Consider the following 16,917-nt stretch of genomic DNA (forward strand, 5'->3'; position numbering starts at 1 on the left):
CATGAGCCGCTACTGGAGTCCCGTGGTCGGGACGCTCAGCCCCTACGTGCCGGGCGAACAGCCGAAGCTGCAGGACCTGGTCAAGCTCAATACCAACGAACATCCGGCCGGCCCGTCGCCCAAGGTGCTGCAGGCCATCCGCAATGCCTGCGACGACAGCCTGAGGCTGTATCCGGACCCGGGCTCCGACCGGCTGCGCCAGGCCATCGCTGCCAATTTCCGCGTGCAGCCGGACCAGGTGTTCGTCGGCAACGGTTCCGACGAGGTCCTGGCGCATGCTTTCCAGGCCCTGCTCAAGCACGACCGGCCGCTGCGTTTCCCTGACATTACCTACAGCTTCTATCCGGTGTACTGCGGGCTGTACCAGATCGCCTACCAGACGGTGCCGCTCACCGAGGAATTCTGTATCGATGTGCAAGACTACCTGCCGGCCGCGGGCGAGGCAGGGGGCATCATTCTGCCCAATCCCAATGCGCCCACCGGCCGCGCGCTGCCGCTGGCCGACATCGAGCGCATCGTCGCCGCCAATCCCGATATCGTCGTGGTGGTCGACGAGGCCTATGTAGATTTCGGGGCCGAATCGGCGGTGGATCTGGTGGCCCGGCATGACAACCTGCTGGTAATCCAGACCCTGTCCAAATCGCGCTCCCTGGCGGGCCTGCGGGTGGGGTTCGCCATCGGCAGCAGGGTGCTCATCGAGGCCCTGGAGCGGGTCAAGAACAGCTTCAATTCCTACCCCATCGACCGCCTCGCCGAGGCCGGAGCGGTGGCGGCGCTGGAAGACACCGCCTATTTCGAGCGCACGCGGCAGGCCGTCATCGCCACGCGCGCGCGGCTGACCGCCGACCTGCAGGCGCTGGGGTTCGAGGTGCTGCCATCCGCCGCCAATTTCGTCTTCGCCCGCCATCCGCACCACGACGGGGCGGCGCTGGCCGCGGCCCTGCGCGAGCGCAGCATCATCGTGCGCCATTTCCGCCAGGCCCGCATCGACCAGTTCCTGCGCATCACCGTAGGCACCGAGGTGCAGTGCGGGCGCTTGGTCGAGGCGTTGAAAAACATCCTCGCCGGCTGACGACGCGCGGTCTGACACCTTATGAAAGAATTTGCCCCTCTAGGCAAGTGGCACGGGCCGGGAAAACCCTGTAGAGTACATATTTCGGCGTCTGCCACCACTCAAAACAAACAATTGGAGCCTGGCCAATGAGCAATAAAGGGCAAACTCTGCAAGATCCGTTTCTGAACACGCTGCGCAAAGAACATGTCCCCGTGTCCATCTATCTGGTGAACGGCATCAAGCTGCAAGGGCAAATAGAATCTTTCGATCAATACGTGGTGCTGCTGCGCAATACCGTCACGCAAATGGTCTACAAGCATGCCATTTCCACGGTCGTTCCGGCGCGCGCCGTCAATTTCCAGGTGGATGTGCCCGCTGAATAATCGTCACGCTCCGGCTGTACCTTTTCCTGCCCGCCGCACGTTCCGTGTCGGCGGGCATTTTCGCTGTGGCGGGGTGCCTGCATGCGCGCACTGATCATCAGCGTCGATCTCGGCAACCCTGATTTCGCCGCGCATGCCGACGAATTCGCCATGCTGGCGCGCGGCGCGGGCGCCGAGATCGTCGGCACCGTCACGGCGCGCCGCGACCGCCCCGACGCCAAGTTCTTCATCGGCTCGGGCAAGGTCCAGGAAGCCGTCGCCATGGCCGGCGCGCTGCTGGCCGACATCGTCCTGTTCGACCAGCCGCTGTCGCCCGCCCAGCAACGCAACCTCGAGCGCGAGTTCAACCTGCGGGTGGTCGACCGGGTCGCGCTCATCCTGGACATCTTCGCGCTGCGCGCCAAGAGCCACGAGGGCAAGCTGCAAGTCGAGCTGGCGCAATTGCAGCACCTGGTCACCCGCCTGACCCGTCTCTGGACTCACCTGGAGCGCCAGCGCGGCGGTATCGGCATGCGCGGGCCGGGCGAATCGCAGCTCGAAATGGACCGCCGCATGATCGGCGCCAAGGTCAAGGTGCTGCGCGAGCGCCTCGATCGCGTCGAGCGCCAGCGGGTCACCCAGCGCCGCGCCCGTGCGCGGGGCGGGGCGTTGTCGGTTTCGCTGGTGGGCTACACCAATGCCGGCAAATCCACGCTGTTCAATGCGCTGACGCGGGCCGGAGCCTACGCGGCCGACCAGCTCTTCGCCACGCTGGACACCACCACGCGCCGCATCTGGATCGAAGGCACCGGGTCGGTGGTGCTGTCGGACACCGTGGGTTTCATCCGGGACCTGCCCCCCAACCTGATCGCCGCTTTCCGCGCCACCCTCGAGGAAACCATCCACGCCGACGTGCTGTTGCACGTGGTGGATGCCGCCAGCCCGCAGCGCGACGAACAGATCGCCGAGGTCCAGAAGGTGCTGGCCGAGATCGGGGCCGGGTCGATTCCCACCATTCTGGTGCACAACAAGATCGACCGGGCGGGCCTGGCCCCGCGGGTCGAGCGTGACGCCCATGGTACGATTGCGCGAGTATTCGTAAGCGCTACCGAGCGCGCCGGTCTGGATGCGTTGCGCGGGGCAATTGCAGAGATCGGCCAGATTGTGGGAAACAATGCCTCGAATCACCAAAATCTTCAATCTGAACGACCCGGGCTGGGGTCGCGGCAATAACAATGGTTCGGAGCCGCCCAAGCGGCCGAAAGGCAATGGCGACGGCCCGCCCGACCTCGACGAAGTCTGGCGCGATTTCAATAATCGCATCGGCTCGCTGTTCGGGCGCAAGGGGGGCGGCGGCAACAACCGGCCCGGCAACCGTGGCGGCATGACTCCGCCGTCGCCGCGCGGCACCCGCATCGGCCTGGGCATCATTGCCCTGGTGCTGGTCCTGCTGTGGCTGGCCAGCGGCTTCTTCATCGTCCAGGAAGGCCAGGTGGCCGTGGTGACGCAGTTCGGCAAGTACAAGAGCACCGCGCAGGCCGGCTTCCAGTGGCGCCTGCCGTATCCCATCCAGAGCCACGAAACCGTCAACATCTCGCAACTGCGTACGTTCGAGGTCGGTTTCCGCGGCAGCTCGCGCAACAAGGTGCTGCCCGAGGCCCTGATGCTGACCACCGACGAGAACATCGTCGACATGCAGTTCGTGGTTCAGTACCGCCTGCGGGCCGACGGCGCGCCCAACTACCTGTTCAACATGCGCGACCCGGACGACTCGGTGCGCCAGGCCGCCGAGACCGCCATGCGCGAGATCGTCGGCAAGAAGCCCATGGACTTCGTCCTGTACGAGGGCCGTACCGAAGTGGCCGTCGAGGTGCAGAACCTGATGCAACAGATCCTCGACCGCTATCAGTCCGGCATCCAGGTCAGCACGGTGGCCATCCAGAACGTGCAGCCGCCCGAGCAGGTCCAGGCCGCGTTCGACGACGCGGTCAAGGCCGGCCAGGACCGCGAGCGCCAGATCAACGAAGGGCAGGCGTACGCCAACCAGGTCATCCCGATGGCCGGCGGCCAGGCCTCGCGCATGGTCGAGCAGGCCCAGGGTTACAAGGCCAAGGTCATCGGCGACGCCACGGGTGACGCCGCGCGCTTCACCAGCATCCTGGCCGAATACCAGAAGGCGCCGGAGATCATGCGCGAGCGCATGTACCTGGAAACCATGCAGCAGATCTTCTCGCGGGCCAGCAAGGTCATGGTCGACACCAAGGGCAGCAACAACATGCTGTACCTGCCGCTCGACAAGATCATGCAGCAGACCGCGCGCGACGCGACGGTCAAGCCGACCGCGCTGCCTGGCGCCAGCCAGCCCACCATTCCGCAGCCCCCTCCGCGCAGCACCGGAGCGAGCTCTTCCGGCAACGACGGCAGCGGCAACACGCTGACCCGCGACCGCATGTCGCGCTAACCCGGAGGAGACCCCATCATGCAACGTTTCATGCCCGTCCTGGTCGGCCTCCTGCTCGTGCTGGCCGCCCTGTCTTCCTGCGTATTCATCGTGCGCGAGCGCGACTACGCCCTGGTGTTCTCGCTGGGCGAGGTGCGCAAGGTCATCAACGAACCCGGCCTGTACTTCAAGGCGCCGCCGCCGTTCCAGAATGTCGTCACCATCGACAAGCGCATTCTCACCATCGAGTCGACCGACGCCGAGCGCATCCAGACGTCCGAGAAGAAAAACCTGCTGATCGACTCCTACGTCAAGTGGCGCATTGCCGATCCGCGGCTGTACTACATCACCTTTGGCGGCAACGAGCGCGCCGCGCAGGAGCGCCTGCAGGCGCAGATCCGCGACTCGCTCAACGCGTCGGTGAACGTGCGCACCGTCAAGGAAGTGGTGTCGGCCGAGCGCGACAAGATCATGAACGAGATCCTCACCACGGTCGCCAAGCGCGCCGAGCCGCTGGGGGTCGAAGTGGTCGACGTGCGGCTGCGCCGCATCGAGTTCGCTCCCGAGATCTCCGAGTCGGTCTACCGCCGCATGGAAGCCGAGCGCACCCGCGTCGCCAATGAGCTGCGCTCCATCGGCGCGGCCGAGAGCGAGAAGATCCGCGCCGAGGCCGACCGCCAGCGCGAGGTCATCCTGGCCGAGGCCTATGCCAAGTCGCAGACCATCATGGGCGAGGGCGATGCCGAGGCCAGCGCCCTGTACGCTGCCGCCTTCGGCAAGGATCCGGCGTTCTACTCGTTCTACAAGAGCCTCGAGGCCTATCGCTCGTCGTTCTCGAATTCGAACGACGTCCTGGTGGTCGATCCCAGCTCCGAATACTTCCAGTTCATGAAGAGCTCCACCGGCCAGGCCGCCCCGGCCAAGTGACAGGCCGCCGGGCGCCGCCGGGGCAGGGCGCAGCCCGGCCGGCGCCCTGCACGAACGCGTAAACCATGTACAATATCGCGTAAGCTAGAAAACATTCCGCAGGCGGCTGAGCGGGCTTACGCCCTCTCAGCCGCTTTCGTTTTGGGCGTTGCCCACGCATTTCAGGTGTCATTCAGGTAAACACTCATGGGTAACTGGCTGCTGCCCGAGAGCCTCGCCGACGTGCTTCCGGCCGAGGCCCGGCGCATCGAGGAACTGCGCCGCGAGCTTCTCGACCTTTACCGTACTTACGGCTTCGAGCTGGTCGCGCCGCCCCTGGTCGAATATATCGATTCGTTGCTGTCGGGCACCGGCAGCGACTTGAATCTGCGCACGTGCAAGCTGGTCGACCAGCTGTCCGGCCGCACCCTGGGGGTGCGGGCCGACATGACCCCGCAGGTCACCCGCATCGACGCGCACCTGCTGAACCGGCCCGGGGTCACCCGGCTGTGCTATTGCGGCACCGTGCTGCATGCCCGGCCTGCCGACCTCCTGTCCAGCCGCGAATTGCTGCAGATCGGCGCCGAAATCTACGGCCATGCCGGTTTCGAGGCCGACCTCGAGATCATTTCGCTGGTGCTTGAAACCGTGGCGGTGGCCGGCCTGCGCCAGCCGCGGCTCGACCTGTGCCATCCCGGCGTGGTGCGGGCCATCCTCGACGCCGACCCGGCCGCCGCGGCCTGGGCCGAGGACATCATCCTGCTGTTGCGCGAAAAGGACGTGCCCGGCCTGGCCGAGCTCGCCGCCCGGGCCGAGGGCATGCGCGCCGACACGCTGCAGGCATTGCAACGCCTGCCCGCCCTGTATGGCGGCCCGGATGTCATCAAGCAGGCCCGCCACGACCTGCCGCTGCTGCCCGGGGTGGCGGCGGCGCTCGACGCCCTGCAGGTCATCGTCGATTCGCTCGCCGATGTCACGCCCGGCGTCGACCTGGCCGACATCGGTGGCTACGGCTATCACTCCGGCGTGACCTTCGCGTTGTACGCCGAGGGCTGGCACGACGCGCTGGTCAGCGGCGGCCGCTACGACGACGTCAGCCGGGCCTTCGGGCGGGCGCGGCCGGCGACCGGCTTCAGCCTCGACCTGCGCAAGCTGGCGCGCGGCCTGCCGCCCGCCGGTCCGGCGCGCGCCGTGCGGGCCCCCTGGGGGCAGGATGCCGCCCTGGTCGAGGCCGTCCGACGGCTGCGCCGCGCGGGCGAAATCGTCGTCCAGGTGCTGCCGGGCCACGAGCAGAGCCTGGATGAATTCATCTGCGACCGCGAATTGGCGCTGCAGGACGGCGCCTGGACGGTCCGGACGCTGTAAAACTGATTCCCTCCCGGCGACGGGAGGGCCGCAGGGAGATTTCCGGATTTCCCGAGAAACTCGATATCGATTCGTACAATGAGCAAGAACGTAGTGGTTATCGGCACCCAATGGGGTGACGAAGGCAAAGGCAAGATCGTCGACTGGCTGGCTGAGTCCGTCCAGGGCGTGGTGCGCTTCCAGGGCGGTCACAACGCCGGCCATACGCTTTGGATCAACGGCAAGAAGACCATCCTGCGATTGATCCCCTCGGGCATCATGCACCCGGGCGTCACCTGCTTCATCGGCAACGGCGTCGTGCTGTCGCCGGAGGCGCTGCTCAAGGAAATCGAAGAACTCGAGGCCGCCGGCCTGGACGTCCGCTCGCGCCTGCAGATCTCCGAAGTCTGCCCGCTGATCCTGCCGTACCACATCGCCGTCGACCAGGCGCGCGAGGCCCGCAAGGGCGATGCCAAGATCGGCACCACCGGCCGCGGCATCGGACCCGCCTACGAAGACAAGATCGCCCGCCGCGCGCTGCGGGTGCAGGACCTCTTCAACCCCTCGCTGTTCGACGAAAAGCTCGCCGAACTGCTCGATTACCACAACTTCGTGCTTACCCAGTACCTGGGCGCCCCGGCCGTGTCGGCCGAGCAGGTGCGCGACCAGGCCATGGCGCTGGCGCCCGCCATCGCGCCCATGGTCAAGGACGTCTCCAGCAACCTGTACGCCATGCAGCAGGCCGGCCAGCAGTTGCTGTTCGAAGGCGCGCAAGGGGCGTTGCTCGACGTCGATCATGGCACCTATCCGTTCGTCACCAGCAGCAATTGCCTGGCGGGCGCCGCCTCCGCGGGCGCCGGCGTGGGGCCGCAGTCGCTCGATTACGTGCTGGGCATCACCAAGGCCTACACCACGCGCGTCGGCTCGGGGCCGTTCCCCACCGAACTGGTCGATGAAATCGGCACCCGCCTGGCCACCATCGGCAAGGAATTCGGCTCGGTCACCGGGCGCCCGCGCCGCTGCGGCTGGTTCGATGGCGCCGCGCTCAAACGATCCGTGCGCCTGAACGGCATCACCGGCCTGTGCATTACCAAGCTCGATGTCCTGGACGGCCTGGAAAGCATCCAGCTCGGCGTGGGCTATCGCGTCAACGGCGAATTCCGCGACGTGCTGCCCTACGGCGCGCACGCCGTGGCCCAGGCCGAAGCGGTGCTCGAGGAACTGCCCGGCTGGAGCGAGTCCACCGTCGGCATCACGGAATACGCCAAGCTGCCGGCGGCCGCGCGGCGCTACCTGGAGCGTGTCGCCGAAGTCTGCGGCGTGCCCATCGACCTGGTGTCCACCGGCCCCGACCGCAACGAGACCATCGTCCTGCGCCACCCGCTCAAGGGCTGAGCCCCATCCGCCGCGTGCGGGCACGCCGCCCGCCGGGTTATCATTTCCAGGCCGCCGCCGGCCATGCCGGTGAGCGGCCTTTTCGTATTCTCAGGAGAACAGCGCATGAGCGTGCCCGCCAACGACGACAGCCACCTGTGGGTGACGTGGGATGAATACAACCGCCTGATCGAACGCCTGACACTGCAGGTCTACCAATCGGGCTGGGAGTTCGATCTGATCCTGTGCCTGGCGCGCGGCGGCGTGCGCGTGGGCGACGTCATGTCGCGCATTTTCGACGTGCCCCTGGGGATCCTGGCCACCAGCAGCTACCGCGAGGCGGCCGGCACCAAGCAGGGCGACCTCGACATTGCGCAGTTCATCACCATCACCCGCGGGGCGCCGGCCGGCCGGGTGTTGCTGGTGGACGACATGGTCGACACCGGCCTGACCTTCAACAAAGTCCAGGTCCATCTGCGGGAGCAATTCCCCGAAATCTCGGAATTGCGCAGCGCCGTGCTCTGGTGGAAAGGGCATTCGCAGGCCACCCCGGACTACTATGTCGCCAAGCTGCCCACCAATCCCTGGATCCACCAGCCGTTCGAAGACTACGACAGCCTGCGCCCGCACCAGCTGGAAGCCTGGATCCGCAAAGGCTCTTCGTCGACCCAAGAATAAGGGACACATTTGGCCGAACGTGGGGGCCTAGCCGGTTTTCCGTTGAGGATCTCGCCAAAGCTGGCTCCGCGTGCTAAACTCGCGGATTACCGCTAAACCTCGTTAGGTACTGCCCCAGGGCGCGCCTTTGGGTTTGGGGCTTGAAATTTGCTGTTTTGGCCGTTTGGAACAACAATCAAGCCAAATGTGCCGATCAGGCTCCAAGCCAAAGCGTCCTGTGTGTCCAACCTTTTTTGTTATTCCAAACCAGGCCTGCCACTTTATGCCTATTGTCCGACTGAAGGAAAACGAACCGTTCGAAGCCGCGCTGCGCCGCTTCAAGCGCACCATCGAAAAGACCGGTCTGCTCACCGAACTGCGCTCGCGCGAGTTCTACGAGAAGCCCACGGCCGAGCGCAAGCGCAAGCATGCTGCCGCCGTCAAGCGCCACTACAAGCGGATTCGTAGCCAACAACTGCCGCCCCGCCTGTATTGATATTTTCGATTCCAGAATCTATTGATTCCAGAATCATTCATTCAGGATTTGCTCGCCCGGGTCGACGTCGCCGACGTCGTCGGGCGATACGTGCAGTTGCGAAAGGGCGGCGCCAACCTGCTTGGCCTGTGCCCTTTCCACAACGAAAAAAGCCCCTCGTTCACCGTCAGTCCCACCAAGCAGTTCTACCACTGCTTCGGTTGCGGCGCGCACGGTAGCGCCATCACGTTCCTGATGGAGCACACGGGGGCAAGTTTCCCCGAGGCCGTGCGCACGCTCGCCGCCTCGGTGGGAATGACAGTCCCCGAAGAAAACCGCAGCCCGCGCCAGCAGGCCGAATCCGCGCGCCGCAAGGCCGAGGAATCGCGCCATACGCAGGTGCTGGACGCCGCGCAGGCGCATTACCTGCGCCAATTGCGCGCCTCTCCGGCCGCCATCCAGTACTTGAAGCAGCGCGGCCTGACCGGCGAGATCGCGGCCCATTTCGGCCTGGGCTGGTCGGGCACCGACCGGCATGGGCTGGCCCAGGTCTTCGACAATTACGATGATCCGACCCTGGTCGAAGCCGGGCTGGTGATCGAATCGGAAGACGGGCGCCGCTATGACCGTTTCCGCGAGCGCGTGATGTTTCCCATCCGCAACGCGCGCGGCAGCCTCATCGGATTCGGCGGGCGCATCATCGGCAAGGGCGAGCCCAAGTACCTGAACTCGCCCGAAACGCCGCTGTTTTCCAAAGGCCAGGAGCTCTACGGGCTCTGGGAGGCGCGCCAGGCGATCCGCAAGGAAGGCCTGGTCATCGTGGTGGAAGGCTACATGGACGTGGTCGGGCTGGCCCAGCAAGGCATTGCCAATGCCGTGGCCACGCTGGGCACCGCCACCACTCCTGATCATGTCAAGAAGCTGCTGCGCGCCAGCGACAAGGTCGTCTTCAGCTTCGACGGCGATGCGGCTGGCCGCCGTGCCGCCTGGCGCGCCCTGCAGGCTTGTCTGCCGGTGCTGCGCGACGATATCTCGATCCGCTTCCTGTTCCTGCCGGCCGAACACGACCCGGACTCCTACGTGCGCGAGCTGGGGGCCGAGGCGTTCCGGGCCTGCCTGACCGAGGCCATGGCCTTGTCGCGCTTCCTGCTGGAAGAACTCGCCTCGCGCCACAATCTCGACGAAGCGGAAGGGCGGGCCAGTTGCCTGCACGAGGCCCGGCCGCTGCTGGCTGCCATTCCGGAATGCGCATTGCGCCTGCAGATCGAGCGGGAAATGGCGCGCCAGGTGCAATTGACGCCAGAAGAAATGGCCCAGATCCTCGCGCAGGCGCCGGCCCGGCCATATGCCCCGGCGCCGGCCGCCTCATCCGGCGCCGGTAAGGCCGCGCCGCAGGCCGCCGCGGGTCCGGTCGATGACTATCCGCATTTCGACGGGCCGCCGCCGGATTTCGACTACGAGCCGCTGGATGCCGGCTATGTCGATGGTCCGCCGCCGGGGGCCGAGTTCGGCGAGCCGGCCCGCGAGAACTGGGGCGGCCGGGGCCAGCGCGGCTGGCAGGGCGGCAAAAAAAGCGACTGGCAGGGCGGCAGGAAGGGCGACTGGCAGCCGGGCAGGGGCAAAGGCAAGGGCGAGTGGCGCGGACGGCGCGAGGGCGACGTGGGCGGCTATGAGGGCCGGCGCGCCATGCCGTCGCTGGCCAAGCGGCTGCTCGCCTTGCTGCTGGCGCATCCCGAGCTCGTGGACAGCATGGGCGACCAGCAGCTTGAAGTCCTGGACAAGGGCCCCCATCTAGGACTGGTAAGGGATCTGATCATGCTGGCCCAGGCCAGCGGTGCCCGTCACGTGGGCGCCTTGCTGGAGGCCGCGGAGCCGGATTCCGACCTCGCCACGGTGTTGAAGGGCATGCGTGCCGACCTGCTGGCCCAGGAAGACCTCCCGAACCCCCAGGCCGAATGGGATGACGCGCTGCGCCGCATCGAATTCGATGCCGTGCGTACGGAAATGGCGGGATTGGCCGCCGCGGGGCTGTCTTCGGACGATGCGCGCGAGCGCTACCAGGAACTGTCCGCGCGTCTGACAGTCTTAAAAGGTGGTGGAATCCGCTGAATGCGGTAGAATCAAAGGTTTTCCAGCGGCTTTGTAGTTGTTTTTTACGCTGGCACGATTTTGAAACGGGTTTTCCGCGTGGGGGCTAGCCTTCGGCGGAAAGCCATGCAGAGACGATAACAAACCGGGTTGGGCTGGTCAGCACGCCATCATGGCACCAGAGCCGGCACGAAACAGGCTGAATGATACTGAAGCCGCCCCTCCGGGTTTGTTACATTATGGTGGCAAGTTGCGCAGTTCGGCGAAGGTTTGGCTGGCAGCGTTGCAGGTACGGAGCTGTGTCTATCGCAAGCAGCTTGGGGCCAGGCCCTTCAAGCTGACAGAGCCTGTCGCAGGCACGACAGCCCCCGCAACGCCCCGAACTCCGTTCGAACGAATTCGCGATACCAGCACGCCCCTGGGCCCGCCGGCCAGAAGGGACGACGGTTGGGCCTGGCAGGGCCCGCGCTGCGGCCAACGCGGCGCACGCGGCTTCGGCGCGCTTGCCTGTTTTACCCGCATCGGCTCGGTTGCGGCGCTTCGGCGCGCGCAACCGGGCCTTGCGGTGCAATGACTCCCAATCACGGGTTGCGACGACCACGGAAGCGACTATGACCAGAACATCAGGCAAAACCTCCCCTGCAAACGATGCGGCCGACACCCCGGTCAAGGCGGCCAAGCGCGCCGTGAGCATGGCGGCGGAAAAGGCGCCTGCCAAGGCGGCCGTGAAGGTCTCCAAGACGGCAACCAAGACTGCCGCCAAGAAGGCGGCCAAGCCGGCCGCGGCTACCGACAAGGCGGCCGCCAAGACGCGCGCCAAGAAAGCCGAAGACAAGCTGGCCGACCTGGTCGGCGGCGCCCGTCCGTCCAGCGGCCGTCGCCCTGGCCGTCCCGCCAAGAACGCCAACAATGACGCCGATACATTCGACGATCCGATGGATGGCGAAGGCGAAGTGCTGCCCGACCTGAAGCCGCCCAAGCGCGGCGGCAAGCGCGGCAAGGCCGACCCCAAGGACCTGATCGCGCGCGGCCCCGTCTCGCCCGAAGAATACGAGGCCCGTCGCAACCGGCTCAAGCAGCTCATCAAGCTGGGCAAGGACCGCGGCTACCTGACCTACGGCGAGATCAACGACCATCTGCCCGACGACCTGGTCGACGCCGAAGCCATCGACGGCATCATCAGCACGTTCAGCGACATGGGCATCTCGGTCTACGACCAGGCGCCCGATGCCGAAACGCTGCTGATGAGCGAGAACGCCCCGGTCGCGTCCAACGACGACGACGTCGAGGACGAAGCCGAGGCCGCGCTCACCACGGTCGACTCCGACTTCGGCCGCACCACCGACCCGGTGCGCATGTACATGCGTGAAATGGGCTCGGTCGAGCTGCTGACGCGCGAGGGCGAAATCGAAATCGCCAAGCGCATCGAAGACGGCCTGAAGCACATGGTGATGGCCATTTCCGCATGTCCCACCACCATCAACGAGATCCTCAGCCACGTCACGCGCGTGCGCGAGGGCCAGGCGCAAATCGACGAAGTGGTCGACGGCCTGGTGGACCCCGAGGACGGCGAAGAGTACGCCGGCGCGGGCGTGACCGCCGACGAGGACGAGAACGACGACGGTCCGGCCGGTGGCATGTCGAGCAAGCAGCTCGAGGACCTGCGCGTCAAGGCGCTGGCCAAGTTCGACGAAGTTGCCAAGCAGTTCGAGAAAATGCGCCTGTCGTACGAGAAAGAAGGCTACAAGTCCGACTCGTACATCAAGGCCCAGGAAGCCATCCTGAATGAACTGATGGGCATCCGCTTCACCGCCAAGATGGTCGAGAAGCTGGCCGACACGCTGCGCGCGCAAGTCGAAGAAGTGCGCCAGCTCGAGCGCGCGGTGCTGCACACCTGCGTCGATCGCGCCGGCATGCCGCGCAGCCACTTCATCAAAGTCTTTCCGGGCAATGAAACCAATCTCGATTGGGTGCTGCAGGAAGTCGCGCTGGGCCAGCCCTACGCCGAGACGCTCGAGCGCCAGGTGCCGGCCGTGCAGGAACTGCAGCAAAAGCTCATCGACCTGCAGACCCGCGTCGTGCTGCCGCTGAAGGACCTGAAGGACGTCAACAAGCGCATGGCCACCGGCGAAGCCAAGGCCCGCAAGGCCAAGCGCGAAATGACCGAGGCCAACCTGCGCCTGGTGATCTCTATCGCCAAGAAGTACACGAACCGCGGCCTGCAGTTCCTGGACCTGATCCAGGAAGGCAACATCGGCCTGATGAAAGCCGTGGACAAGTTCGAGTACCGGCGCGGCTACAAATTCTCCACGTACGCCACGTGGTGGATCCGCCAGGCCATCACGCGCTCCATCGCGGACCAGGCGCGCACCATCCGCATTCCGGTGCACATGATCGAAACGATCAACAAGATGAACCGGATCAGCCGCCAGATCTTGCAGGAAACCGGCGCCGAGCCCGATCCCGCCACCCTGGCGCAGAAGATGGACATGCCCGAGGACAAGATCCGCAAGATCTTGAAGATCGCCAAGGAGCCGATCTCGATGGAAACCCCCATCGGCGACGACGACGACTCGCACCTGGGCGATTTCATCGAGGATACGTCCACCCTGGCGCCCTCGGACGCGGCCCTGCATGGTTCCATGCGCGACGTGGTCAAGGAAGTGCTAGACTCGCTTACCCCGCGCGAAGCCAAGGTCCTGCGCATGCGTTTCGGCATCGAAATGAGCACCGACCAGACCCTGGAAGAAGTGGGCAAGCAATTCGACGTCACGCGCGAGCGCATCCGCCAAATAGAGGCCAAAGCGCTGCGCAAGCTGCGCCACCCCAGCCGGGCAGACAAACTCAAGAGCTTCCTGGAAGGGCAGTAAGTTTCCTGGGCCTCTAGCTCATGCCTGGTTAGAGCAGCGGACTCATAATCCGTTGGTGCTCGGTTCGACTCCGAGGGGGCCTACCAAAAAATACCTGTGAAATCAGGAATTGCCGCCGCCAGCAATGGCGGCTTTTTTTGGCCCTGCTGTGACCAAAATGTGACTGTTTGGCGTGGTTGGTCGGGTGCGGGGGCGGGGCGACGTTGGCATACCTTTGAATCGCGGGAGGCCCGAGCCTCACGGTTCAGTCGCGGCTGGCGGGAAAAGACCAGTTGTGGGTCAGTGCTCAAGCCGGCGCCACGGTATCGTGACGGCGTCGGCAGTGACGAAATGCTTTGAGTGCGTTTCGATTTGGCGCGACCAGAGTCACCGAAGCTTGGCCTTGCGCCAGATAGACCTGATCATCCCATTTCAACGACAGAATCTCGTTCGCGCGCATATCAATAAATGCTGCGAGCAGTGTAGCCATCCGCACCCGATCCATGGCGAAGGATGCGACCAAACTGCTGATGGCAAGCCTGGACTTCAGGCGTACGCGAACGTTTGTAGGTGGGTCGATCGGGAGCGCGCCGTGCTCGTGGTTAAAGAACGTACAGGACATCCGACTAACTGTTTAACGCCTAATATGCGGCGTGCCCAAGCCTGGTGTCGTATCGCGTTTCCTTCGCACAAATTAAGAAATCGGGCAGTTCATGTCCCTGTTCGGCGATAGGGGTATACCGCGCGGCGGGAAGTGCTTCTTCATTTCATCACACTTTGGCTTGCGCAGCCCCAGATACTAATCGGAGCCATGGAACCAACGCACGTCGATCGTTCCGGTACGGGCGCGTACGGCGTAGTCACGAATAGGGGTCACGGCTCACGCCGGCTTGAATGTTTGGAGGTGTACGCCGTGCCCGGCATGGATTCTGCATGGGCTGCCATCGTACGGAGTAGATCACCCGCCTCAAGGAATCGGCGTTCTCCTCCCCGCATATCTGCTTCTTCAGCACAGAACGCCAACCGAGCACGGAGTTCTCCAGGCTCCAGGCGATCAGCGAGGCAAGAGGCGAGCATTACTAGTCCGGTACGCAATGCGAATAGCTTTGCCGAAACCTCGTCTTCTTCTTGGTTAGGGTCGTAAGGGGGCATGCGACACCGTCTTATCGTATATAAACTGGATGTTACGAAAAATTCTTGTTTGCGGCAATCCTCGTGGTTCCTATGTTGGCATCGACGATTTCGGTGTGCCTGCGGATACTTTCGACGCAAGACCTGCCTGGCGTTGAAAGCACCCCAACCCAGTTGGGGATTCGGTTAAGAGGACACATGGAAGCGGTGCTGTTGTCATTGTCGCCTGCCACCGAACCCCCGTTCGGCTACAAGTTTCGAAACGGGAGTCTATTTCGTCGGCGCGATTACTCCTATGGGGAACTTTAGCCACTTATTTTCGGTAGAGTATTCTGCGATGGCGAGCACAGCTTGGAGGGGCATTTTGTCTATCGGCAAGCATGTTGTCCGCTATTGCAATTCGCAATTTCTGAAGAGCATCGTGGCGGGGGGCTGGGGTCGGTTGCTCGGTCATGTAAACTCGTCCAGTTGCTACCATTCTCTCCAATCATGCGCCTCCTGATCGCCCTAATCCTCCCCTGGCTGACCTTCTTCACCATCGGCCGCCCCATAGCCGGCATCATTTGCCTGATCCTGCAAGTGACGCTCATCGGCTGGATTCCCGCCACGATCTGGGCGGTGTACGCGCTCAGCCAGTACAAGACCGACAAGAAAATCGAGAAGGCGCTGGGTCAGAGAGGCTGATCGCTCGAGCGCCCACCTGGGCGCAGCCACGCGGAACATCCCGCAGGGCTGAATGTTCCGCTGACGTACATGGCGCCATGGCGGTATAGCGTCAGGCGGCTGGGAGGATCGGCTGCCGCGATGACCCAGACGGCGCCCTGCGGGTCCACCCATAGTATCCGGGCTGCCGTGCCGTCCAGTGCGGCAAGCAAGTCCGCCGCCGAGGCGCCCGGCCGCAGCACTATGGCGGTCGTATTGGCGCTGGCATTGGCTCTGACGGGATAAGCGTTCAACGCACCGGCTGCGAATGCCTGAGCCACGACCAGCATTGCGATCGCGGTCCCCCCTGGACCAGAGGCCGTTCCACTGCCGCCCCTCCTGCGCAGGCGCAGGCCGATGACCAGCGGCACCACCCCAAACAGGACCAGCCATGCGACGTCCCAAGGCAGGGGATGTGCCACGTCGATGCGGATCCGGTGAATGCCGATCAGCCAATGCGAAAGCAGCGCATCCAGCACGTGCCAGACACCGAAGCCGATCCAGAAGTTGGCGATGAACCGTCGGTTGGCTCCCGGCCTGGCCAGGTGCGAGCGTGCCCGGTACAGCTGCCACAGCCCGACCACCGCGATTGCATACATGCCGGCATGGAACAGTCCGTCCGCCATGACCTGGACACGCAGGTCGGCGAAGGCGCCGGTGCGCAGGCCCGATAGCAAGTGGTGCCATTGCAGGACCTGGTGCAGCAGGATGCCGTCGAAGAAACCGCTCAATGCGAATCCCAGGCTGTACGCCGCCCAGTCGAATCTTTGGCTGAATGGCCGGAATCGGGCGGCATCGGCCGCCGAGATGTTCATGTCGCCTCGCGGGCCACGCATTCCCGCAGCCAGTGCTGGACGATGGCCTGGTGGCGTGCTTCGGCCGCCAGGGCCTCGGTGCAGCGGGCCACCAGATCATCATGGCCGTGCTGCCTAGCCAGATCCGTGAGCAATTCCCACGAGGCATGGTCGGTCAGTTCGGCAGTCAGCAAGGCTTCCAGGCTCTGTGAAAGCGTTGTGCGAGGGTCGGTAATCACCTGTATCAATCCCATTGCGGCTACGGCGCTGACGTCGGCGCCGGGCGTCTGCGCGGTGGGGTCCGCGCCCAGGTCCTGGATGATCTGGGCAAGCATGTGGAAATGGCTTTCTTCTTCGTGGCAGATCTTGACCAGGTCGGCGCGCAGTTCGGTGTCGCGGTCATCGTGCGCGGCGTCCACCTTGACCAGCATGGCCTGGTATAGCCTCACGCCGGAACGCTCGTAGGCCAGTCGCTGCCCCAGCTTGTCGATCAATACTTCCGGATTGCGCCCGGCGAGTTTGCCGGCTGCCGTAGCCAGCCAGCCCTTGCCCGTCGCGGGCACAGGCACCGATCCTAGCCGTTCGGCCGCCTCAATGTAGGTGGCTCGCAGGGCCGCCGCCTCCTGTAAGTCGCCGGGATCAGGGCCATGCTGTTCCGCGAATTTCACCTGCATCGGCCCTTGAATGGGTGACATCTGCATGCCGGTACGGTTCATGCCGGTCTTGACGGTGCGTTCCATG

Annotated in this window: 15 protein-coding genes and 1 tRNA gene; 13 read left to right on the forward strand and 3 right to left on the reverse strand. The window is 64.6% G+C overall.

The annotated features are described in order from the left end of the window. Position 1: 1 nt before the first annotated feature. The 12 genes from hisC (at position 2) to CAL24_RS07935 (ending at position 13,656) form a co-directional block, all read left to right on the forward strand. Positions 2 to 1,072 carry a histidinol-phosphate transaminase gene (gene hisC / locus CAL24_RS07880; protein WP_094806314.1) on the forward strand — a complete coding sequence of 357 codons (1,071 nt, stop codon included), beginning with the start codon at positions 2 to 4 and terminating at the stop codon, positions 1,070 to 1,072. A gap of 128 nt (positions 1,073 to 1,200) precedes the next feature. After that, on the forward strand, positions 1,201 to 1,437 hold the full coding sequence (hfq, locus tag CAL24_RS07885) for an RNA chaperone Hfq (protein ID WP_012248943.1): 237 nt from the start codon (positions 1,201 to 1,203) through the stop codon (positions 1,435 to 1,437). Between the two features lie 81 nt (positions 1,438 to 1,518). After that, positions 1,519 to 2,649 (forward strand): GTPase HflX, encoded by a 1,131-nt coding sequence (gene hflX, locus CAL24_RS07890; protein WP_094806315.1) that lies wholly within the window; start codon positions 1,519 to 1,521, stop codon positions 2,647 to 2,649. Next, the gene (gene hflK, locus CAL24_RS07895; protein ID WP_028353515.1) at positions 2,591 to 3,877 is read left to right on the forward strand and encodes an FtsH protease activity modulator HflK; all 1,287 of its coding nucleotides are present in this window, start codon (positions 2,591 to 2,593) and stop codon (positions 3,875 to 3,877) included. The genes hflX and hflK overlap by 59 nt, the downstream gene beginning before the upstream one ends. Positions 3,878 to 3,895: 18 nt before the next feature. Then, positions 3,896 to 4,783 carry a protease modulator HflC gene (gene hflC / locus CAL24_RS07900; protein ID WP_094806316.1) on the forward strand — a complete coding sequence of 296 codons (888 nt, stop codon included), beginning with the start codon at positions 3,896 to 3,898 and terminating at the stop codon, positions 4,781 to 4,783. Positions 4,784 to 4,969: 186 nt separating this feature from the next. Then, complete coding sequence (locus CAL24_RS07905; RefSeq protein WP_094806317.1) at positions 4,970 to 6,127, forward strand: ATP phosphoribosyltransferase regulatory subunit; 1,158 nt, start codon at positions 4,970 to 4,972, stop codon at positions 6,125 to 6,127. A 78-nt stretch (positions 6,128 to 6,205) separates the two neighbouring features. Next, complete coding sequence (locus tag CAL24_RS07910) at positions 6,206 to 7,501, forward strand: adenylosuccinate synthase (RefSeq protein ID WP_028353512.1); 1,296 nt, start codon at positions 6,206 to 6,208, stop codon at positions 7,499 to 7,501. Between the two features lie 105 nt (positions 7,502 to 7,606). Then, a complete protein-coding gene (locus tag CAL24_RS07915) occupies positions 7,607 to 8,158 on the forward strand; it encodes a phosphoribosyltransferase (RefSeq protein WP_028353511.1) in 552 nt (183 codons plus the stop codon). Positions 8,159 to 8,420: 262 nt separating this feature from the next. Next, complete coding sequence (gene rpsU / locus CAL24_RS07920) at positions 8,421 to 8,633, forward strand: 30S ribosomal protein S21 (protein ID WP_006218592.1); 213 nt, start codon at positions 8,421 to 8,423, stop codon at positions 8,631 to 8,633. A gap of 21 nt (positions 8,634 to 8,654) precedes the next feature. After that, entirely contained in the window at positions 8,655 to 10,721 is a 2,067-nt protein-coding gene (dnaG, locus tag CAL24_RS07925) for a DNA primase (protein ID WP_094806318.1), read from the forward strand. Positions 10,722 to 11,311: 590 nt separating this feature from the next. After that, positions 11,312 to 13,570, forward strand: coding sequence for an RNA polymerase sigma factor RpoD (rpoD, locus tag CAL24_RS07930; RefSeq protein ID WP_028353509.1), 2,259 nt, complete (start codon positions 11,312 to 11,314; stop codon positions 13,568 to 13,570). 7 nt (positions 13,571 to 13,577) lie between these two features. Further along, positions 13,578 to 13,656 (forward strand) — tRNA-Ile (locus CAL24_RS07935). A gap of 200 nt (positions 13,657 to 13,856) precedes the next feature. Here the strand turns inward: CAL24_RS07935 and CAL24_RS23965 are convergent. After that, positions 13,857 to 14,039 (reverse strand): hypothetical protein, encoded by a 183-nt coding sequence (locus CAL24_RS23965; RefSeq protein ID WP_141218052.1) that lies wholly within the window; start codon positions 14,037 to 14,039, stop codon positions 13,857 to 13,859. Positions 14,040 to 15,169: 1,130 nt separating this feature from the next. Here CAL24_RS23965 and CAL24_RS07940 point away from each other — a divergent pair. Continuing rightward, positions 15,170 to 15,364: a YqaE/Pmp3 family membrane protein gene (locus CAL24_RS07940; protein WP_094806319.1), complete on the forward strand. Its 195-nt coding sequence runs from the start codon at positions 15,170 to 15,172 to the stop codon at positions 15,362 to 15,364. Here the strand turns inward: CAL24_RS07940 and CAL24_RS07945 are convergent. Next, positions 15,352 to 16,197 (reverse strand): DUF2243 domain-containing protein, encoded by an 846-nt coding sequence (locus tag CAL24_RS07945; protein ID WP_094806320.1) that lies wholly within the window; start codon positions 16,195 to 16,197, stop codon positions 15,352 to 15,354. The genes CAL24_RS07940 and CAL24_RS07945 overlap by 13 nt on opposite strands. Next, positions 16,194 to 16,916, reverse strand: a complete 723-nt coding sequence (locus CAL24_RS07950) for a DUF892 family protein (protein ID WP_094806321.1) — start codon at positions 16,914 to 16,916, stop codon at positions 16,194 to 16,196. Before CAL24_RS07950 ends, CAL24_RS07945 begins: the two co-directional genes overlap by 4 nt. Position 16,917 lies beyond the last annotated feature (1 nt).

The sequence above is a fragment of the Bordetella genomosp. 2 genome, from assembly GCF_002261345.1.
In the GTDB taxonomy this organism is placed as follows: domain Bacteria; phylum Pseudomonadota; class Gammaproteobacteria; order Burkholderiales; family Burkholderiaceae_B; genus Bordetella_A.

Coding starts and splice junctions, on each gene's coding strand:
- hisC (WP_094806314.1), top strand. CDS start 2: ATGAGCCGCTACTGGAGTCCCGTGGTCGGGACGCTCAGCCCCTACGTG.
- hfq (WP_012248943.1), top strand. CDS start 1,201: ATGAGCAATAAAGGGCAAACTCTGCAAGATCCGTTTCTGAACACGCTG.
- hflX (WP_094806315.1), top strand. CDS start 1,519: ATGCGCGCACTGATCATCAGCGTCGATCTCGGCAACCCTGATTTCGCC.
- hflK (WP_028353515.1), top strand. CDS start 2,591: ATGCCTCGAATCACCAAAATCTTCAATCTGAACGACCCGGGCTGGGGT.
- hflC (WP_094806316.1), top strand. CDS start 3,896: ATGCAACGTTTCATGCCCGTCCTGGTCGGCCTCCTGCTCGTGCTGGCC.
- CAL24_RS07905 (WP_094806317.1), top strand. CDS start 4,970: ATGGGTAACTGGCTGCTGCCCGAGAGCCTCGCCGACGTGCTTCCGGCC.
- CAL24_RS07910 (WP_028353512.1), top strand. CDS start 6,206: ATGAGCAAGAACGTAGTGGTTATCGGCACCCAATGGGGTGACGAAGGC.
- CAL24_RS07915 (WP_028353511.1), top strand. CDS start 7,607: ATGAGCGTGCCCGCCAACGACGACAGCCACCTGTGGGTGACGTGGGAT.
- rpsU (WP_006218592.1), top strand. CDS start 8,421: ATGCCTATTGTCCGACTGAAGGAAAACGAACCGTTCGAAGCCGCGCTG.
- rpoD (WP_028353509.1), top strand. CDS start 11,312: ATGACCAGAACATCAGGCAAAACCTCCCCTGCAAACGATGCGGCCGAC.
- CAL24_RS23965 (WP_141218052.1), bottom strand. CDS start 14,039: ATGGCTACACTGCTCGCAGCATTTATTGATATGCGCGCGAACGAGATT.
- CAL24_RS07940 (WP_094806319.1), top strand. CDS start 15,170: ATGCGCCTCCTGATCGCCCTAATCCTCCCCTGGCTGACCTTCTTCACC.
- CAL24_RS07945 (WP_094806320.1), bottom strand. CDS start 16,197: ATGAACATCTCGGCGGCCGATGCCGCCCGATTCCGGCCATTCAGCCAA.
- CAL24_RS07950 (WP_094806321.1), bottom strand. CDS start 16,916: ATGGAACGCACCGTCAAGACCGGCATGAACCGTACCGGCATGCAGATG.